Annotated in this window: 13 protein-coding genes and 1 pseudogene; 13 read left to right on the top strand and 1 reads right to left on the bottom strand. The window is 70.8% G+C overall.

Annotated features, from left to right (window positions below; translation table 11 throughout):
• Window positions 1-9 precede the first annotated feature (9 nt).
• The 12 genes and pseudogenes from RLT59_RS09805 to RLT59_RS09750 form a co-directional block, all read left to right on the top strand.
• Entirely contained in the window at window positions 10-1,035 is a 1,026-nt protein-coding gene (locus RLT59_RS09805) for an agmatine deiminase family protein (protein ID WP_311303037.1), read from the top strand.
• A gap of 57 nt (window positions 1,036-1,092) precedes the next feature.
• Entirely contained in the window at window positions 1,093-1,698 is a 606-nt protein-coding gene (locus tag RLT59_RS09800) for a TetR/AcrR family transcriptional regulator (protein ID WP_311303036.1), read from the top strand.
• An 81-nt stretch (window positions 1,699-1,779) separates the two neighbouring features.
• Window positions 1,780-3,114 carry an MFS transporter gene (locus RLT59_RS09795; RefSeq protein ID WP_311303035.1) on the top strand — a complete coding sequence of 445 codons (1,335 nt, stop codon included), beginning with the start codon at window positions 1,780-1,782 and terminating at the stop codon, window positions 3,112-3,114.
• Window positions 3,115-3,391: 277 nt separating this feature from the next.
• On the top strand, window positions 3,392-4,999 hold the full coding sequence (gene cimA, locus RLT59_RS09790; RefSeq protein WP_311303034.1) for a citramalate synthase: 1,608 nt from the start codon (window positions 3,392-3,394) through the stop codon (window positions 4,997-4,999).
• Window positions 5,000-5,384: 385 nt separating this feature from the next.
• Entirely contained in the window at window positions 5,385-6,359 is a 975-nt protein-coding gene (locus tag RLT59_RS09785; RefSeq protein ID WP_311303033.1) for a LacI family DNA-binding transcriptional regulator, read from the top strand.
• 159 nt (window positions 6,360-6,518) lie between these two features.
• Window positions 6,519-8,195, top strand: coding sequence for an ABC transporter substrate-binding protein (locus tag RLT59_RS09780; RefSeq protein WP_311303032.1), 1,677 nt, complete (start codon window positions 6,519-6,521; stop codon window positions 8,193-8,195).
• Window positions 8,196-8,219: 24 nt separating this feature from the next.
• A complete protein-coding gene (locus tag RLT59_RS09775) occupies window positions 8,220-9,278 on the top strand; it encodes an ABC transporter ATP-binding protein (RefSeq protein ID WP_311303031.1) in 1,059 nt (352 codons plus the stop codon).
• Window positions 9,275-10,255 (top strand): ABC transporter permease, encoded by a 981-nt coding sequence (locus RLT59_RS09770; RefSeq protein ID WP_311303030.1) that lies wholly within the window; start codon window positions 9,275-9,277, stop codon window positions 10,253-10,255. The genes RLT59_RS09775 and RLT59_RS09770 overlap by 4 nt, the downstream gene beginning before the upstream one ends.
• A gap of 3 nt (window positions 10,256-10,258) precedes the next feature.
• Window positions 10,259-11,236: an ABC transporter permease gene (locus RLT59_RS09765; RefSeq protein WP_311303029.1), complete on the top strand. Its 978-nt coding sequence runs from the start codon at window positions 10,259-10,261 to the stop codon at window positions 11,234-11,236.
• Window positions 11,233-12,246: an ABC transporter ATP-binding protein gene (locus RLT59_RS09760; protein WP_311303028.1), complete on the top strand. Its 1,014-nt coding sequence runs from the start codon at window positions 11,233-11,235 to the stop codon at window positions 12,244-12,246. Before RLT59_RS09765 ends, RLT59_RS09760 begins: the two co-directional genes overlap by 4 nt.
• 31 nt (window positions 12,247-12,277) lie before the next feature.
• Window positions 12,278-13,696 (top strand): GH1 family beta-glucosidase, encoded by a 1,419-nt coding sequence (locus RLT59_RS09755; protein WP_311303027.1) that lies wholly within the window; start codon window positions 12,278-12,280, stop codon window positions 13,694-13,696.
• A 248-nt stretch (window positions 13,697-13,944) separates the two neighbouring features.
• Window positions 13,945-14,898: pseudogene (locus RLT59_RS09750) on the top strand (glycoside hydrolase family 16 protein); the annotation flags it as partial.
• A 76-nt stretch (window positions 14,899-14,974) separates the two neighbouring features.
• Here the strand turns inward: RLT59_RS09750 and RLT59_RS09745 are convergent.
• On the bottom strand, window positions 14,975-16,216 hold the full coding sequence (locus tag RLT59_RS09745) for a BamB-related PQQ repeat family beta-propellar protein (RefSeq protein WP_311303026.1): 1,242 nt from the start codon (window positions 16,214-16,216) through the stop codon (window positions 14,975-14,977).
• Window positions 16,217-16,440: 224 nt separating this feature from the next.
• On the opposite strand from RLT59_RS09745, the gene RLT59_RS09740 reads away from it, so the two are divergent.
• Entirely contained in the window at window positions 16,441-17,880 is a 1,440-nt protein-coding gene (locus RLT59_RS09740) for a hypothetical protein (RefSeq protein ID WP_311303025.1), read from the top strand.
• Window positions 17,881-17,896: the final 16 nt, after the last annotated feature.

Below are 17,896 nucleotides of genomic sequence, written 5' to 3'. Positions count from 1 at the left end.
TCCGACGAGATGACCTTCCGCATGCCGGCCGAATGGGCTCCGCACGAGCGCACCTGGATGGCCTGGCCCGGCCCCAACGCCACGTTCACCGGCGAGGAGCTGGTCAGGGCCCGCGAGGCGTGGGCCGCCGTGGCCCGCGCCGTACGCCGCTTCGAGCCGGTGACCATGGTCGTACCGACCGGGCGGTCCGTGGAGGCCCGCTCCCTCCTCGGGCCGGACATCGAGCTGGTCGAACGCGAGCTGGACGACGCCTGGATGCGCGACATCGGGCCCACCTTCGTCACCGACGGCAGCCGGCTCGCCGCCGTGGACTGGGTCTTCAACGGCTGGGGCGCGCAGGACTGGGCCGTCTGGGAGCACGACGCCGAGATCGCCCGCCAGGTCGCCGGCCTCGCCGGAGTCCCGGTGCACAGCTCGCCCCTGGTCAACGAGGGCGGCGGCATCCACGTCGACGGCGAGGGCACCGTACTGCTCACCGAGACCGTGCAGCTCGGCCCGGAGCGGAACCCGGGCTGGACGAAGGAGCGGGCCGAGGCCGAGATCCACGCCAGGCTCGGCACCACGAAGGCGATCTGGCTGGAGCGCGGGCTGACCGGCGACTACCCGCCGCAAGGCTTCGGCACCCTCGGCCATGTCGACATCGTCGCCGCGTTCGCCGGCCCCGGCGTCGTCGTCGCCCACACCCAGCCGGACCCCGCCCACCCCGACCACGAGCTCTGCGCGCGGAACGTGGAGCTGCTCCGCTCCGCGACCGACGCGCGGGGCCGGGCGCTGCGCGTCGTCGAGGTCCCCGCGCCCGCCGCCGTGCGGGACGAGGAGGGCCACTGGGTCGACTACTCCTACATCAACCACTACGTCTGCAACGGCGGCGTCGTGCTGTGCGGATTCGACGACCCCCGCGACGAGACCGCGGCGGGCATCTTCCGCCGCCTGTACCCCGGACGCACCGTCACCCTGGTCGACGCCCGCACGATCTTTGCGGGCGGCGGCGGCATCCACTGCATCACCCAGCAGCAGCCCGCGGTCCCCGGCTGACCGGTGCGTCCGGTAGAACGTACGGGTGAACCAGACGCCCAGCGCACCGGCCGCGCGATGACCCCGCCCCCCGCCAGACGGCGCAACACGGCCCCGCCACGCGAGTCCCTGCTCGTCGCCGCCATGGCCACCATCGCCGAGCGCGGGCTCGACGGGCTGACCATGGCCGGGCTCGGCCGGGAGGTCGGGATGAGCAGCGGGCACCTGCTGTACTACTTCCGGACCAAGGACGAACTGCTGCTGCAGACCCTGGAGTGGAGCGAGGGCCGGCTCGGCTCCGAACGCGGCGCCCTGCTCTCCCGGCAGGCGCCCGCCACCGAGCGGCTCGACGCGTATGTCGACCTGTACGTCCCCGACGGGCCGCGCGACCCGCACTGGACGCTCTGGCTGGAGGTCTGGAGCCGCTCGCAGAACGCCGACGCCGACGCCCGCGGGCGGATGGCCGCGATCGAGGGGGCCTGGCACCGGGACCTGGTGGCGCTGCTGGCCGAGGGCATCTCGCGCGGCGAGTTCGCCGCCGTGGACCCGGACCGCTTCGCCGCCCGGCTGCGCGCCCTCCTGGACGGCTTCAGCGTCCATGTCGCCGTCGGCATCCCCGGCACCGGACGCGAACAAGTCCTCTCCCACGTAGCGGAGTTCCTGCGGGATTCACTACTGCGATGAACACAACGCACGTAAGTACGCCCGATCGTTGCCCGCTGAATCCTTGTGAGTCCTCCGGCCGTTGGGGCACGGTGACCAACCATGGGACGAGAGCAGTGGAAGAAGATCTGGGTCGGCTCCGCCGGCAACATGGTCGAGTGGTTCGACTGGTTCGTGTACGCCACCTTCGCGGTCTACTTCGCGGACGCGTTCTTCCCCGAGGGCAACGAGACCGCCAACCTCATGAACACCATGGGGATCTTCGCCGTCGGCTTCTTCATGAGACCGGTCGGCGGCTGGCTGCTCGGCCGGATCGGTGACCGCAGGGGCCGCAAGGCCGCGCTCACCCTCACCGTCACCCTCATGTCGGCCTCCGCGATCCTGATCGCCGTCGCGCCCACCTACGACGTCGCCGGATACGGCGGGGTCGCCGTCCTGATGCTCGCCCGGCTGCTCCAGGGACTCTCGGTCGGCGGCGAGTACGCCGCCAGCGCCACCTACCTCACCGAGGCCTCCGCCCCGGAGAAGCGCGGCTTCGCCTCCAGCTTCCAGTACGTCTCCATGACCGCGGGCCAGCTCGTCGGCCTCGGTCTCCAGATCGTCCTCCAGCGCAACATGTCCGACGCGGCGCTGCACAGCTGGGGCTGGCGCATCCCGTTCGTCGTCGGCGCGCTCGGCGCCGGCATCGTCTTCTACCTGCGCCGCTCCATGCTGGAGACGGAGGTGTACGCCGAGTCCGGCGCGTCCCGGCAGGAGGACCGGGGCACGCTCAAGGTGCTCTGGCAGCACCGGCGCGAGGCGTTCCTGGTGATGGCGCTGACCATGGGCGGGACCGTGGCGTACTACACGTACACCACCTACCTCACCAAGTTCCTCTCCAAAAGCGCCGGCATGGACAAGTCCACCGCCTCGCTCGTCAGCTTCTGCGCGCTGTTCGTCTTCATGTGCGTCCAGCCGCTGGCAGGCATGCTGTCCGACCGGATCGGCCGCCGCCCGCTGCTGATCACCTTCGCCGTCGGCTCGACCTTCCTGACCGTGCCGATCATGACGATGCTCAAGCACGCCAGCACCTTCTGGCCCGCGCTCGGCCTCGCGCTCCTCGCCCTGGTCGTGGTCACCGGCTACACCTCGATCAACGCCTGCGTGAAGGCCGAGCTGTTCCCGACCGGCATCCGCGCCCTGGGGGTCGGCCTCTCCTACGCCGTCGCCAACGCGCTGTTCGGCGGCACCGCCGAGTACGTGGCGCTCTGGTTCAAGAACACCGGCGCCGAATCCGGCTTCTACTGGTACGTGGCGGGCTGCGCCGCGGTCTCCCTGATCGTCTACCTGTCGATGCGCGAGACCCGCGACATCGACCTGAACCGGGTCGCCGCCGCCGGGCAGCAGCAGGGGCGGTCGCGGCAGTCCGGAGCGACGAGCGTCACGCCCGCATCCTGAGACAGGGCACGGCACGGAGGCGGTCCTGTGCCAGACTGCCTCCGTGTCCTCGTTCGTCATGATTATTGGCAACAGGCGCGCCGGTCCGCAGTGACCGTCCCGTACCACCATGTACGGCGCGGCCATCGTGCCCCAGACCCGCGCGCAGACCTCTCGCACCCGCGAGGGGTTTTTTGTTTTCCGGCCCTCACCTCGGCCGGAGCGAGGCGCGCGGGATGATGGGGGCAAGTGGAGCCAGATCGTCCGGATCCACTCATCCGACAGGAGTCAGACCAGCATGACCACCAAGGCCAAGCCCACCGACGACAGCTTCCACGTCTTCGACACCACGCTGCGCGACGGTGCGCAGCGTGAAGGCATCAACCTGACGGTCGCCGACAAGCTCACCATCGCCCGGCACCTGGACAACTTCGGCGTCGGCTTCATCGAGGGCGGCTGGCCCGGCGCCAACCCCCGTGACACCGAGTTCTTCGCCCGCGCCCAGCAGGAGATCGAGTTCCGCAACGCCGAGCTGGTCGCCTTCGGCGCGACCCGCAGAGCGGGCGGCAAAGCGGCCGACGACCCCCAGGTCAAGGCGCTGCTGGAGTCGGGCGCACCGGTGATCACGCTGGTCGCCAAGTCCCACGACCGCCATGTGGAACTGGCCCTGCGCACCACGCTGGAGGAGAACCTGGAGATGGTCCGCGACACCGTCTCCTTCCTCCGCGGACAGGGCCGCCGGGTCTTCGTCGACTGCGAGCACTTCTTCGACGGCTACCGCGCCGACGCCGAGTACGCCAAGGCCGTCGTGCGGGCCGCGTCCGAGGCCGGCGCGGACGTCGTCATCCTCTGCGACACCAACGGCGGGATGCTTCCGGCCCAGGTCCAGGCCGTCGTCTCCACCGTCCTCGCGGACACCGGCGCCCGCCTCGGCATCCACGCCCAGGACGACACCGGCTGCGCCGTCGCCAACACGCTGGCCGCGGTCGACGCGGGCGCCACCCACGTCCAGTGCACCGCCAACGGCTACGGCGAGCGGGTCGGCAACGCCAACCTCTTCCCCGTCGTCGCAGCGCTGGAGCTCAAGTACGGCAAGACCGTGCTGCCCGAGGGCGCGCTGGCGGACATGACCCGCGTCTCGCACGCCATCGCGGAGGTCGTCAACCTCGCCCCCTCCACGCACCAGCCCTACGTCGGAGTCTCGGCCTTCGCGCACAAGGCCGGGCTGCACGCCTCCGCGATCAAGGTCGACCCCGACCTCTACCAGCACATCGATCCCGCGCTGGTCGGCAACAGCATGCGGATGCTCGTATCGGACATGGCGGGCCGCGCCTCCATCGAGCTCAAGAGCCAGGAGCTCGGCATCGACCTCGGGGGCGACCGCGAGCTGGTGGGCCGGGTCGTCGAGCGGGTCAAGGAGCGCGAGCTCAAGGGCTACACCTACGAGGCGGCCGACGCCTCCTTCGAGCTGCTGCTGCGGGCCGAGGCCGAGGGCCGGGTGCGCCGCTACTTCCGTACCGAGTCCTGGCGCGCCATCGTCGAGGACCGCCCCGACGGTACGCACGCGAACGAGGCGACCGTGAAGCTCTGGTCCAAGGGCGAGCGCATCGTCGCGACCGCGGAGGGCAACGGCCCGGTCAACGCACTGGACCGGGCGCTGCGGGTGGCCCTGGAGCGGATCTACCCGCAGCTCGCCAAGCTGGAGCTGGTGGACTACAAGGTCCGCATCCTGGAGGGGCGCACCGGCACCGACTCCACGACCAGGGTGCTGATCACCACCGGCGACGGCACCGCCGACTGGTCGACCGTGGGTGTCGCGGAGAACATCATCGCGGCGTCCTGGCAGGCGCTGGAGGACGCGTACACCTTCGGCCTGCTGCGGGCGGGGATCGAGCCGACGGAGTAGGACGGGGAGCACGCAGAGGCGGCCGCGCCGCCGGGACACGGACACGTCCCGGCGGCGCGGCCGCCTTCGCGGTTGCACATCCGGTGCTTTGCTGCCGCGGGGACGCCGGTCTGGGTCCAGCCGGTCCCGGAGTTGCTGACGAGGCCTGAGTGAACTGCCCTCATGCGCCCACGTCAAGAGTATGCGTGTTCAGGACTTGAACGCATCGGCCTTCCTCGCAGCTCGAAGGATGGGTACGGACCAATCTCGGCGTGAAGTATTGACGGCTCTGTGTCGGCGGGGTTAACTCACGCCACCAACGCCGGTACCGGTTCCGGAACCGGTTGCGGTACCAGTTCCACGACCGGCCGTTCGCTCTGTCCTGTGGTGTCCTGGAGGCCCTCCGATGCGTGTCACCATCGCTGATGTCGCCCGCGAGGCCGGCGTCAGCAAGACGACCGTGTCCCGGGTCCTCAACACCAAGGGCGAAGTGGACGGTTCAACGGCCGCCCGTGTTCGTGAAGTGATCGCACAGCTCGGTTATGTGCCCAGCTCGGGCGCCGTCGGTCTGGCCCGCGGCAGCAGCCGCACGGTCGGCATGCTGGTGCCCTCGCTGACCTGGCCGTGGATGGGCGAGGTGCTTCAGGGCGTCGTCGACACCGTCGAGGCCGCCGACTACGGTCTGCTGCTCTTCACCTGCAACCGCGGGGCCGAGTCCGTGCAGCGCTTCACCAGCCAGGTGTCGGCGCGGGCCTTCGACGGACTGGTCGTGGTCGAACCCGAGAACACCCTCGACCACCTCACCGCACTGCACCGCGCCGGCCTGCCGATCGTGCTGATCGACGATCGCGGCCACCACCCCGAGTTCCCCTCCGTCGTGACCACCAACCACGAGGGAGGCGCGTCGGCCGCCCGCCATCTGCGGTCGGCCGGGCGCACCAAGCCCCTGGTCATCACGGGACCCCACGACTTCGGCTGCGTACGCGACCGGCTCGCGGGATTCGTCTCCGTGCTGCCCACAGACCTCGTCGTCCGCGGCGACTTCACCGAGATCTGCGGCCGGCTGGCCGTGGAGCAACTCCTCGCCTCCGGGGTGGAGTTCGACTCGGTCTTCGCGCACAACGACATCACCGCGGCAGGCGTGCTGCGGGCGCTGCGCGCCGCGGGACGGTCCGTTCCCGGCGACATCGCGGTGGTCGGCTTCGACGACATCCCGATGGCCGAGCACACCGAACCGCCGCTCACCACCGTGCGCCAGCCCACCCGGCAGATGGGTGAGACGGCCGCGCGGCTGCTGCTCTCGCACCTGGGCGGCACGGCTGTACCCGACGCACCCCTCGTACTGCCCACCGAACTGGTCGTGCGCCACTCGGCGCCCTAGCGGCCGGGGCCGGCCACGGCCCCACCGCTCCCGTACTCCGCGCAGCAGCCGGCTGCGCGCACCCGCACCGCATCAGTACCCGCACCAGCCCGTACCCGGCGCGCCGAGCGCTGCCCGTTTCCGGATCTCCCAGACCCGCCAGTCCCTCCTGGAGTCGCCATGTCCGCACGCCGTCACCACACGCTCAGAGCGGTCGCGCTCGCCACCGCGGTGGTCGCGCTCGCCGCCGGATGCTCGTCAGCCAACTCGAACAACAAGAAGAGCGGCAGTGGCGCTTCCGGCGTCCTGAACATCGGCAAGCCGGACGGGCCGCAGACGAACAACAGCAACCCGTTCCTGAACACCTCGGCGGGCGCCACCCTCGGCTACCGCTGGATGATCTACGAGCCGCTGGCGATGGTGCGCCAGATCCGGCCCGCTGAGAAGCCCAACCCGTGGCTGGCGACGGACTGGAAGTGGGACCTCAACTTCACCAAGGTCACCTTCACCATCGACGACAAGGCCAAGTGGGCCGACGGCAAGCCGCTGACCGCAGAGGACGTGGCGTTCACCTTCAACCTGCTGAAGAAGCACCCGGCGCTCAACGCCGACGGCATCGCGTGGGGCGGGGTCGAGGTGCAGGGCAAGAAGGTCGTGCTGACCTTCGACGACTCCCAGTACGTCAACCAGAACAAGATCCTTCAGCAGTTCATCGTGCCCAAGCACATCTGGGAAGGCGTCAAGAACCCGGAGACCTGGCCCAACCGCACACCGGTCGGCTCGGGCCCGTACAAGCTGAAGACGTTCACCCCGCAGACCACGACGCTGACCGCCACGCCCACCTACTGGAAGGGCGCGACGAAGGTCAAGGAGCTGCGGTACAGCACCTACAACGACAACAGCGCCGCCACGACCGCGCTGGCCAGCGGCAAGCTGGAGTGGTCGTTCGTCTTCATGCCGAACTACAAGCAGCTGTTCATATCCAAGGACCCCAAGAACCACAAGCTGTGGTTCCCGTCCGGGCTCGGCATCCACGGCCTGTGGTTCAACACCGCCCGCAAGCCGTTCGACAACCCGGCGCTGCGCAAGGCCATGGCGATGGTCGTCGACCGCAACGCGATCTACACCCAGGCCGAGGCGACGCTCTACCCGGAGATCACCAACCCGACCGGCATCCCGCTGCCCGCGGGCAAGTCCTTCCTCGCCCCCGAGTACAAGGACGCCAGCACCAAGCCCGACGTCGAGGGCGCCAAGCAGGTCCTGGAGAAGGCCGGCTTCACGCTGAGCGGCGGAGTGCTGAAGGACCCGGGCGGCAAGCCGGTGAAGCTGACCCTCACCGACCCGGCCGGCTGGAACGACTACATCACCGGTCTCGCGATCATCAAGGACAACATCAAGAAGCTCGGCATCGACGCGAAGGTCAAGACGCAGACCGCCGACGCCTGGAACGCGGACGTGGCCAACGGCAACTTCGACGCCACCCTGCACTGGACCAACAGCGGCTCGACCCCGTACGACATGTACCAGAACATCATGGACGGCGCGCTGCTCCAGCCCATCGGCAAGCCCTCCCAGCTCGGCAACTTCGGCCGCTTCAAGAGCACGGAGGCCACCGAGGCGCTCAAGGACTTCGCCAACGCCACCTCCGACACCACCCGCATCACCGCGATGAACGCCCTGCAGAAGATCATGGTCGAGCAGGCGCCGATGATCCCCACGGCCGCCGCCCCCATCGGGGCCGAGTACTCCACCAAGAACTGGGTGGGGTGGCCCACGGAGGCCGACCCGTACGCCGACCCGCAGCACACCCAGCGCTCGGCGCTGGAAGTCGTGCTGAAGCTCAAGCCGTCCAAGTAGGACACAGGGATCCAGGTACCGGCCATGTCTGAACAGCTCGAAAAGAACCACGTCGTGCTCGAAGCACGCGGAGTCACCAAACACTTCGCCGTACGGCGCACCGGCCGCGATCTCCTCGCGGGCAAGCGCCGTACCGTCCACGCCGTCGACGACGTCTCGCTGAAACTGCGGCGCGGCACCGTCACGGCACTGGTGGGGGAGTCGGGCTCCGGGAAGTCCACCGTCGCCAGACTGCTCGCCCAGCTGTATCCGCTCACCGAGGGCGAGATCCACCTGGGCGGGCAGCCGGTGAAGGCCGGACGTGGCCGGTCCTTCCGCAGTTACGTACGCCGGGTCCAGCTCATCTTCCAGGACCCGTTCGCCTCGCTGAACCCGGTGCACACCGTGCGCTACCACCTCACCCGGTCGCTGAAGATCCACGGCCGGGCGGGGAACGGCGAGGCGGAACTGGAACAGAACCTGACCGCTCTGCTGAACCGCGTCCAGCTGACTCCTCCTCATCAGTACCTGGACAAGTTCCCGCACGAGCTGTCGGGAGGTCAGCGCCAGCGCGTGGCCATCGCCCGCGCGCTCGGCGCCGACCCCCAGGTCCTCCTCGCGGACGAGCCCGTCTCGATGCTGGACGTCTCGATCCGGCTCGGGGTCCTCAACCTGCTCAAGGACCTCAAGGACCGCATGCACCTCGCGATCCTCTACATCACCCACGACATCGCCTCCGCCCGCTACTTCGCGGACTCCACGCTGGTGATGTACGCGGGCCGGATCGTGGAGGGCGGCGACAGCGAGACCGTCACCCAGCGCCCCGCCCACCCCTACACCCAGCTGCTGATCGCCTCGGCGCCCGACCCGGACCGGGTGGTGGCCGAGGAGGAGCAGGAGGAGACCGGCAGCGGCGAGCCCCCCTCGCTCATCGACCCACCGGCCGGCTGCCGCTTCCACCCGCGCTGCCCCAAGGCGATGGAGCGCTGCCGCACCGAGCTGCCGCCCCGATTCGACCTGGCCGACGGCCAGTGGGCGGCCTGCTGGCTGTACGCGGACGGCGCGGGCCGCGCCGGTGACCACGAGAAGGAGGCCGCGAAGTGAAGTACCTGCTCCAGAGGCTCGCCTTCTACCTGGTCACCGCATGGGCGGCGATCACCATCAACTTCCTCATCCCGCGGCTGATGCCCGGCGACCCGGTGCAGGCCCTCATCGCCCGGTTCCAGGGACAGCTGGACACCAGCGCCATCGACTCCCTCAAGGCCCTCTTCGGCCTGGACGAGCACCAGTCGCTGTGGCAGCAGTACACCGACTACTGGGGCCACCTGCTCGACGGCGACCTCGGCCTGTCGTTCACCTTCTTCCCGACCCCGGTCAGCGAGGTCATCGCCCAGTCGCTGCCGTGGACGCTCGCGCTGGTCGGCATCACCACGCTGATCAGCTTCGTGCTCGGCACCGGCATCGGGGTGTTCACCGGCTGGCGGCGCGGTTCATGGCTGGACAGCCTGCTGCCCGTCACCACCTTCATCTCAGCCATCCCGTACTTCTGGCTCGGCCTCATCGCCATCTCGCTGTTCGCCGTGAAGTGGCCGCTCTTCCCGGCCGCCGGCGGCTACGACAACTCGCTCGTACCCGCCTTCGACTGGCCGTTCATCTCCAGCGCGCTCTACCACGGCGTGCTGCCCGGCCTCACCATCGTGCTCAGCGCGGTGGCCGGCTGGATCCTCGGCATGCGCAACATGATGGTGACGGTCTCCTCCGAGGACTACGTCATGGTCGCCCAGGCCAAGGGGCTCTCCGAGCGCCGGGTGATGTTCGGATACGCCGCCCGCAACGCGATCCTGCCCAACATCTCCGGCTTCGCGCTCTCACTCGGCTTCATCGTCGGCGGCACCCTGCTGGTGGAGATGGTCTTCTCCTACCCGGGCATCGGCTACCAGCTCTTCCAGGGCGTGGGCGCCAAGGACTACCCCCTGATGCAGGGCGTCTTCCTGATCATCACGCTCTCGGTGCTGGCGGCGAACCTCCTCGCCGACGTCCTCTACATGATCCTCGACCCCCGTACCCGAAGGGAGGCCTAGGAGATGGCTGTCACCGCCACAGAGGTCGCCGTACTCGACGCGGCCGAGACCCCGGCCGCGAGCAAGCGCAAGTTCCGGTTCCTGCGCGGCCGCAAGACCGTCGTCGGGCTCTGCATCCTGCTCTTCTTCGTCGTGATCGCCGTCATCGGCCCGTGGATCGCCCCCTACGACCCCGACACGATGAGCAACCAGCTGCTCCAGCCGCCGTCCGGCTCCCACTGGTTCGGCACCACCCAGACCGGTCAGGACGTGCTCTCGCAGATCCTCGTCGGCACCCGCGGCGTCCTCGTCGTCGGATTCATCGCGGGCATCCTCGCCACGATCCTCTCCGTGCTGATCGGCGTCAGCGCCGGATTCCTCGGCGGCACCGCCGACGAGGTGCTCTCGCTGCTCTCCAACGTGTTCCTGGTCATCCCCGGACTGCCGCTGATCATCATCATCGCCAGCTTCGTCTCCGACACCGGAGACCTGCTGATCGCCGGCGTCATCGCCCTGACCTCCTGGGCCTGGGGAGCGCGGGTGCTGCGCGCCCAGACGCTCTCGCTGCGCCGCCGGGACTACGTCGAGGCGGCCCGCGCCACCGGTGAGTCGACCTGGCGGGTCATCTTCTTCGAGGTGATGCCGAACCTGACCGCCGTCATCGCCTCCGGCTTCGTCGGCACCGTCATCTTCGCGATCCTCTCCGAGATCACCCTCGCCTTCATCGGCGTCGCGGACATCTCCAACTGGAACTGGGGGACCGTCCTGTTCTGGGCGCAGTCCAACCAGGCCCTGGCCCAGGGCGCGTGGTGGTGGTTCGTACCGGCCGGGCTCTGCATCGCCCTGCTCGGCATGTCCCTCGCCCTCATCAACTTCGGCATCGACGAATTCGTCAACCCGCGCCTGCGCACCGAGACCGGCGGCTCCCGCAAGGTCCGGATGCGGGTCGGCTTCACCCCCGTGGCCCGTACGGGCGACCCCGGGAAGGAGAACCGCTCATGAGTGAGCCCGTCCTCAGCATCAGCGGCCTCAACGTCGACTACGGGACCGGGGACGACGCCGTGCACGCGCTGCGCGACATCGACCTCACCCTGCACCGGGGCGAGGTGCTCGGCCTCGCGGGCGAGTCCGGCTCCGGCAAGTCCACGCTGGCCTACGCCGTCACCCGGCTGCTCTCCCCGCCCGGTGTGATCACCGGCGGCGAGGTCCGCTACCACCAGCGCGACGGCGGAACGCTCGACCTGCTGACCCTGTCCGCGCCCGAACTGCGCGCCTTCCGCTGGCAGGAGCTGTCGATCGTCTTCCAGGGCGCGATGAACTCCCTCAACCCGGTGCACACGGTCCACAGCCAGCTCACCGACGTACTCCAGGCCCACCGCCCGGAGATGAAGCGCACCGAGCGCACCGCACGCGCCCAGGAGCTCCTGAAGCTCGTCGGGATCTCCGCCGACCGGCTGGCCGCCTACCCGCACCAGCTCTCCGGCGGAATGCGCCAGCGCGTCATGATCGCGATGGCGCTCGCGCTGGAACCCGAGGTCGTCATCATGGACGAGCCGACCACGGCCCTGGACGTCGTCATGCAGCGGCAGATCCTGCGCCAGCTGGTCAAGCTCCGCGAGGAGCTCGGCTTCTCCGTCGTCTTCATCACGCACGACATCTCGCTCCTGATCGAGTTCTCCGACCGGATCGCGATCATGTACGGCGGCCGGATCGTCGAGGAGGCCGCGTCCGCCGACATCTACCGCGACCCCCGCCACCCCTACAGCGACGGACTGCTGCACTCCTTCCCCGCGCTGCACGGCCCCCGGCGCGAACTCAGCGGCATCCCGGGCTCGCCCCCGCACCTGTCCGCGATGCCCACCGGCTGCGCCTTCCACCCCCGCTGCGCCAAGAAGGTCGAGGGCTGCGACACGCACGTCCCGGTGCTCGCCGCACCGAACGGGGACAGCTCCCGCTCGGTGGCCTGCTGGCTCCACCGGGAGGCCCCGGCCCCCGCAGTCGCCCGTTCCTAGCGACGTACGCACCGCACACCACAGGAGAACCATGAACCTCGTCACCCCCCAGGCCTACGCCCGCGAGATCGCCGCCCAGGCCGTTCCCGGTCTGCCCGCGGACTTCCGCTGGGGCGTCGCCACAGCCGCCTACCAGATCGAGGGGGCGGCGGCGGAGGACGGCCGGACGCCCTCCATCTGGGACACGTACTGCAGGGTGCCGGGCATGGTCGTCCGCGGTGAGAACGGCGATGTGGCCTGCGACCACTACCACCGGATGCCGCAGGACGTCTCGCTGATCGCGGACCTGGGCGTCGACACGTACCGCTTCTCGCTGGCCTGGCCGCGCATCCAGCCCGGCGGCCGGGGCCCCGCCAACGCCAAGGGCCTCGACTTCTACAAGCGGCTGATCGACGAGCTGGACGAGAAGGGCGTCACCCCGTGGATCACCCTCTACCACTGGGACCTGCCGCAGGAGCTGGAGGACGCGGGCGGCTGGCCGGCCCGTGACACCGCCTACCGGTTCGCCGAGTACGCGGCCCTCGCGTACGACGCCCTGGGCGACCGGGTCAAGCACTGGACCACGCTGAACGAGCCGTGGTGCTCGGCGATGCTCGGCTACGCATACGGCAACCAGGCCCCCGGACGGCAGAACTTCGGCGAGGCGATCCACGCCGTCCACCACCTGCTGCTGGGCCACGGCCTCGCCTCGCGGCACCTGCGCGAGCAGGCCGCCGCCCGCGGCAACGAGCTGGAGCTCGGCATCACCCTCAACCTGGGCACCGCCACCCCCGAGACGGACAGCCACGAGGACGCGGAGGCCTGCCGCCGCGCCGACGGACTCGGTGCCCGCCTTTACCTGGACCCGGTCGTCAAGGGTGCCTACCCCGAGGACATCGTCACCGACCTCGCCGTCCAGGGCATCGAACTCCCGGTCCAGGAAGGCGATCTCGCGGTCATCGCCACCCCGCTGGACGTCCTCGGCGTCAACTTCTACCGGGGCTCGCTCTTCTCCGGCGTCACCGAACAGGGCGCGGTGCTCGACGCCGACGGCCTGCCCGTCACCCGCGTCGTCGAGCGCGACCTGCCCCGTACCGCCATGGACTGGGAGATCACCCCCACGGCCCTCACCGACCTGCTCGTCCGTCTGGAGAAGGACTACGGTCTCCCGACGGTCATCACCGAGAACGGCGCCGCGTTCGACGACACCGTCTCAGAGGACGGCGGGATCCACGATGCGGAGCGCATCACCTATCTCGCCGACCACATCGCCGCCGTCGCCGCCGCCCGCTCCCAAGGGGCCGACGTCCGGGGGTATTTCGCCTGGTCGCTGATGGACAACTTCGAGTGGTCCTACGGCTACGACAAGCGATTCGGCATCGTCCGCGTCGACTACGACACGCAGGTGCGGACGCTCAAGGACAGCGCCAAGTGGTACCGCGACACCATCCACCACACCCGCAACGCGTAACCGCGCCCGCGTGCGCGCTCACGCTGCCCCACTGATACGAACGGGAGCCCCACCGTGCCCTCTCGTACGACTCTGGCAGCCACCACCGCAGCTCTGATCGCCCTCGCCGCCCCCATGGCCTTCGCGGCGCCCGCCCCCTCGCGGGCCGCCGCGCGGGCCGCGGCTTGGGAAACCGACCTGACGGCCGCCGCCCACACCGCGAACCCGGACGCCGTCACCGCGTCCGGCAGTGAGAACGACGCCACCGGACCGGCCGCTACGTCCGGATGCTCGGCGTGGAGCGCCGCTCCTTCTACAACCCGGCCCCGTCGACCGCCCAGTTCGGCTACTCGCTCTACGAGTCCCAGGTCCGGGGCACCGGCGGCAGCGCGGACGCCGCCTACCCGGCCCTGCCGAAGGACCCCGGCGGCGCGTACAGCACCACGTTCTTCGACGACTTCACGGACTCCGGCCTGGGCCGCTCCAAGTGGCGGGTGGTGCGCACGAGTACGGAGATGGGGCCGGTGAACGGTGAGTCGCAGGCCTACGTCGACTCGCCGGACAACATCCGCACCGAGAACGGCGCGCTCGTCCTGGAGCCGAAGTACTGCAAGGGCTGCACCTCCACCCCCAACGGCACCTTCGACTTCACCTCCGGCCGGGTCGACACCAACACCAAGTTCGACCTCACCTACGGCAAGGTCAGCGCCAGAATGAAGCTGCCGGTCGGGGACGGCTACTGGCCCGCGTTCTGGATGCTCGGCAGCAACGTCGACGACCCGACGGTCTCCTGGCCCGGCTCCGGCGAGACGGACATCATGGAGAACATCGGCTACGGGGACTGGACCAGTTCCGCGCTGCACGGACCCGGCTACTCGGCCGACGGCAACATCGGCGCGCAGCAGACCTACGCCGACGGCGGTCGCGCCGACGAGTGGCACACCTACGGCGTCGAGTGGACGCCCGAGGGCATGACGTTCACCGTCGACGACCGGGTCGTCCAGAAGACCTCCCGGCAGAAGCTGGAGTCCACCCGGGGGCAGTGGGTCTTCGACCACAACCAGTACGTGATCCTCAACCTGGCCCTCGGCGGCGCCTACCCGGCCGGCTGGAACAAGGTCACGGAGCCGTACTGGGGCCTGCCGCAGTCCAGTGTCGACCAGGTCGCCCAGGGCGGCATCAAGGCCGAGATCGACTGGGTCAAGGTCGAGCAGAAGAAGTAGCACCCACCGCGCCGGCCCCCATGCGCGCGCGGTGATATGACGCCCCGTCCGGCAGCCCGGCCTGCCGGGCGGGGCGTCAGACCGTGACCGCGCCGATCCCCGCGTCCGTGACCACGTACAGCCTGCCGTCTGCGGTCAGCGGGGCGTCGCCCGCACCGGGCCCGCCCGTCACCCGCCGGCGGGCCGCCCCGCTGCCCGCGTCGTAGGCCCATGTCTGCGCACCGTGGGCCACCAGCACAGTGCCCCGCGCGGCGGCCGCCACGGAGGTGCCGTCGCCGGAGTCGGTACGCCACAGCTGACCGCCGTCGGCCGCGGACCGCGCGGTGAGGTAGCCGCCCGGCCTGTGCGAGGCGCGGAAACCGGAGGCCGAGGCGAGGAAGACCGCGGACCCGGCGGCCGCCGCCGCGGGCACCACCGGCGAGTCGATCGTGATCCGCCACCGCCGGTCGCCCGTCATCGCGTCGTACGCGTACACGGCCCCGGTCCCGCCGTCGCAGGCGTGGACGGTGCGCCCGTCGGCGGAGAGGCCGAGATGGGCGCCCGGGGTGCGCGGGTGGTCCTTCGGCGGGGCGGCGGACCTCCACCGCCGCCGGCCGGTGGACAGCTCGTACGCGCTCACCTCGTCCGCCGTCCCGGTTCCGGTCGCGTACAGCAGCTCGGGCCCCGTCACCACGGTGTCCTGCCCCGGCAGCGACCAGCGCCGCGCACCGCTGTCCGCGTCCAGCGCGGAAAGCCCGTCGCCGCCCCGGGCATCCGCGATCAGCTGCCCGCGCGAGCGGTCCGCCAGCAGCAGCCGGTGGCCCCCGGCCCGCCACCTCACGCGCTTGCTCGCCGCGTCCAGCCCGCACAGCACGCCGTCGGTCAGGGTCCGGCTGCCGCCCGTCTCGTCCGCAGCGGTCTGCGTCCTCATCAGCGCGCAGAGGGTCGTGCCGACGGCCACCGGAGCGGCCGGCGGGCCGCCGCCCAGTGGCCCGGTCAGCCGGCGCCGGACGCCGTCCGCCGCCGCGAGCGCGCGAACATGACCGCCCTCGACCACCGCGTAGACGCTCCCGCCGGCCACCGTGACGGGCCCCAGCTCCGATTCCCCCGGCGTGCCGCCGCTCATCCCGGCCACCCAGCGGCCGCGTCCGCTCCGGGCGCTCACCGCGTGCTCGGACAGCGGCCCCTCGGCCGTGGCGTAGAGGGAGCCGCCCGCGAAGCCCAGCCGGCTCACCCCGGCGGCGGCCCCGTCCATCGCGTACGTCCAGACACGCCGCCGCTCGGGCGGGGCGGGGACGGCCGAGCCGTCCGATTCGCCGCCGTGGATCTTCCAGGCCACGACGGCTCCGGCACCCACGGCCCCCGCCCCGAGCACGGTCCGGCGGGTGACATCCCGTCCCCGACGCCTGGCATGCTCCCCTGAGTTCACTGCTCGACCTTTCGCACGCACGGCAACCGGACCGGACCCGGGCGTCAGCAGATCACACGCGGACCCGGGGAAACCAGGCCCCGCCCCACCGGTCCCGGGACGCAGCGATCGGCCGAGTGGGTTACGTTCGAGGTATGCGGAACAGACCGTTCCCGACCTTCCTGATCCCGGCGCTCCTGGCCGGACTGCTGGCGCTCCTGTCGGCGGCCGCCCTGGTCCTGGCGCTCGCCCCGCCTGCCACTCCCGCCGCGCCCGCCCCGCCCGCGGCCGCGAGCGCGTCCACCGTCGACGATGTGGCGAAGGCGCTGCGCAAGGGCCCGGTCTACGTCGATCCGGCCGCGTCGGCGCAGCTCTCTCGCGGCCAGGCGGCGGCCCTGACGAAGAAGATCAAGGACGCCGGCAAACCGGTGTTCGTGGCCGTGCTCCCGCAGACCTCGGCCTTCCCCGCGTCGAGCGTGCTCAGAACGGTGCGCACCGACACCGGGATCACCGGCGTCTACGCCATCCGGCTCGGTGACGGCTTCAACGCGGGTGCCGACCCGCAGGTGATGTCCGAGCAGGCGGTACGCAATCTCACCGCCGCCGTGAAGGCGCCGGGTGCGGCCCCCGATGCCGCGACCCAGCTGAACGGCTTCGTCGACCGGGCCGTCCAACAGGCCAGGGGCCACGCCCCCGACTCCTGGGGCGGCTCCCCGTCCGGCCGGGGCTCGTCCGCCGCCGGGCTGATCGCCGTCGGCGCGGTGGTGGTCCTCGGCGGCGCGGGCGCCTACACGATCGTCCGCCGCAACCGCAGGCGCAAGGAGGCCGATGAGCAGGCGGCGCTCGACAAGCTCCGGGTCGTGGTGGACGAGGACATCACGGAGTACGGCGAGACGCTGGACCGGCTCGACTTCCACCCGGCGGAGGCGGGCGCCGACGACACGATGCGCGCGGACTACGAACGCGCCCTCGACTCCTACGAGAGCGCCAAATCCCGCATGGAGCACGCCCGGCACCCCTCCGACGTGCGCGGAGTGACCCAGGCACTGGAGGACGGGCGCTTCTCCCTCGCCGTCCTCGACGCCCGGCGTACCGGCGCCGAACTGCCCGCGCGCCGCCCGCCCTGCTTCTTCGACCCGCGCCACGGCCCCTCCGTTGCCGACGTCCGCTGGTCCCCGTCGGGCGGCGCGGCCCGCGAGGTCCCGGTCTGCGGCGCCGACGAGATCCGGCTGCGCGACAGCGAGGACCCGATGAGCCGCACCGTGGACATGGGCGACGGCAGCCGCCGCCCCTACTGGGAGGCGGGCCCGGCCTACGGCCCCTGGGCGGGCGGCTACTTCGGCGGCGGACTGCTGCCCGGCCTGCTGGTCGGCACCATGCTCGGCTCGATGCTCTCCACCCCGGCGTACGCGGCGGAGTACGGCGGCGGGGACTTCGGCTCCGGCGGCGACTTCGGCGGCGGTGACTTCTCCGGCTCCGACTTCGACTCCTCGGGCTTCGGCGGCGGCGGGTTCGGGGACGGCGGAGGCGGGGGATTCGGTGACGACGGCGGATTCGGCGGTGGTGGCGGGGACTTCGGGGGCGGCGGGTTCTAGAGACCGTCCGGCGATG

The sequence above is a fragment of the Streptomyces sp. ITFR-6 genome (assembly GCF_031844725.1).
Lineage (GTDB): Bacteria > Actinomycetota > Actinomycetes > Streptomycetales > Streptomycetaceae > Streptomyces.
The sequence above is the reverse complement of the archived record's forward strand: the minus strand, read 5'-3'. Positions and strand labels throughout refer to the sequence as shown.

Excerpts from the sequence above, each read along its gene's own strand:
- RLT59_RS09775 (WP_311303031.1), top strand. The coding sequence starts at position 8,220 with ATGTCTGAACAGCTCGAAAAGAACCACGTCGTGCTCGAAGCACGCGGA.
- RLT59_RS09780 (WP_311303032.1), top strand. The coding sequence starts at position 6,519 with ATGTCCGCACGCCGTCACCACACGCTCAGAGCGGTCGCGCTCGCCACC.
- RLT59_RS09785 (WP_311303033.1), top strand. The coding sequence starts at position 5,385 with ATGCGTGTCACCATCGCTGATGTCGCCCGCGAGGCCGGCGTCAGCAAG.
- RLT59_RS09805 (WP_311303037.1), top strand. The coding sequence starts at position 10 with ATGACCTTCCGCATGCCGGCCGAATGGGCTCCGCACGAGCGCACCTGG.
- cimA (WP_311303034.1), top strand. The coding sequence starts at position 3,392 with ATGACCACCAAGGCCAAGCCCACCGACGACAGCTTCCACGTCTTCGAC.
- RLT59_RS09800 (WP_311303036.1), top strand. The coding sequence starts at position 1,093 with ATGACCCCGCCCCCCGCCAGACGGCGCAACACGGCCCCGCCACGCGAG.
- RLT59_RS09755 (WP_311303027.1), top strand. The coding sequence starts at position 12,278 with ATGAACCTCGTCACCCCCCAGGCCTACGCCCGCGAGATCGCCGCCCAG.
- RLT59_RS09740 (WP_311303025.1), top strand. The coding sequence starts at position 16,441 with ATGCGGAACAGACCGTTCCCGACCTTCCTGATCCCGGCGCTCCTGGCC.
- RLT59_RS09795 (WP_311303035.1), top strand. The coding sequence starts at position 1,780 with ATGGGACGAGAGCAGTGGAAGAAGATCTGGGTCGGCTCCGCCGGCAAC.
- RLT59_RS09765 (WP_311303029.1), top strand. The coding sequence starts at position 10,259 with ATGGCTGTCACCGCCACAGAGGTCGCCGTACTCGACGCGGCCGAGACC.
- RLT59_RS09760 (WP_311303028.1), top strand. The coding sequence starts at position 11,233 with ATGAGTGAGCCCGTCCTCAGCATCAGCGGCCTCAACGTCGACTACGGG.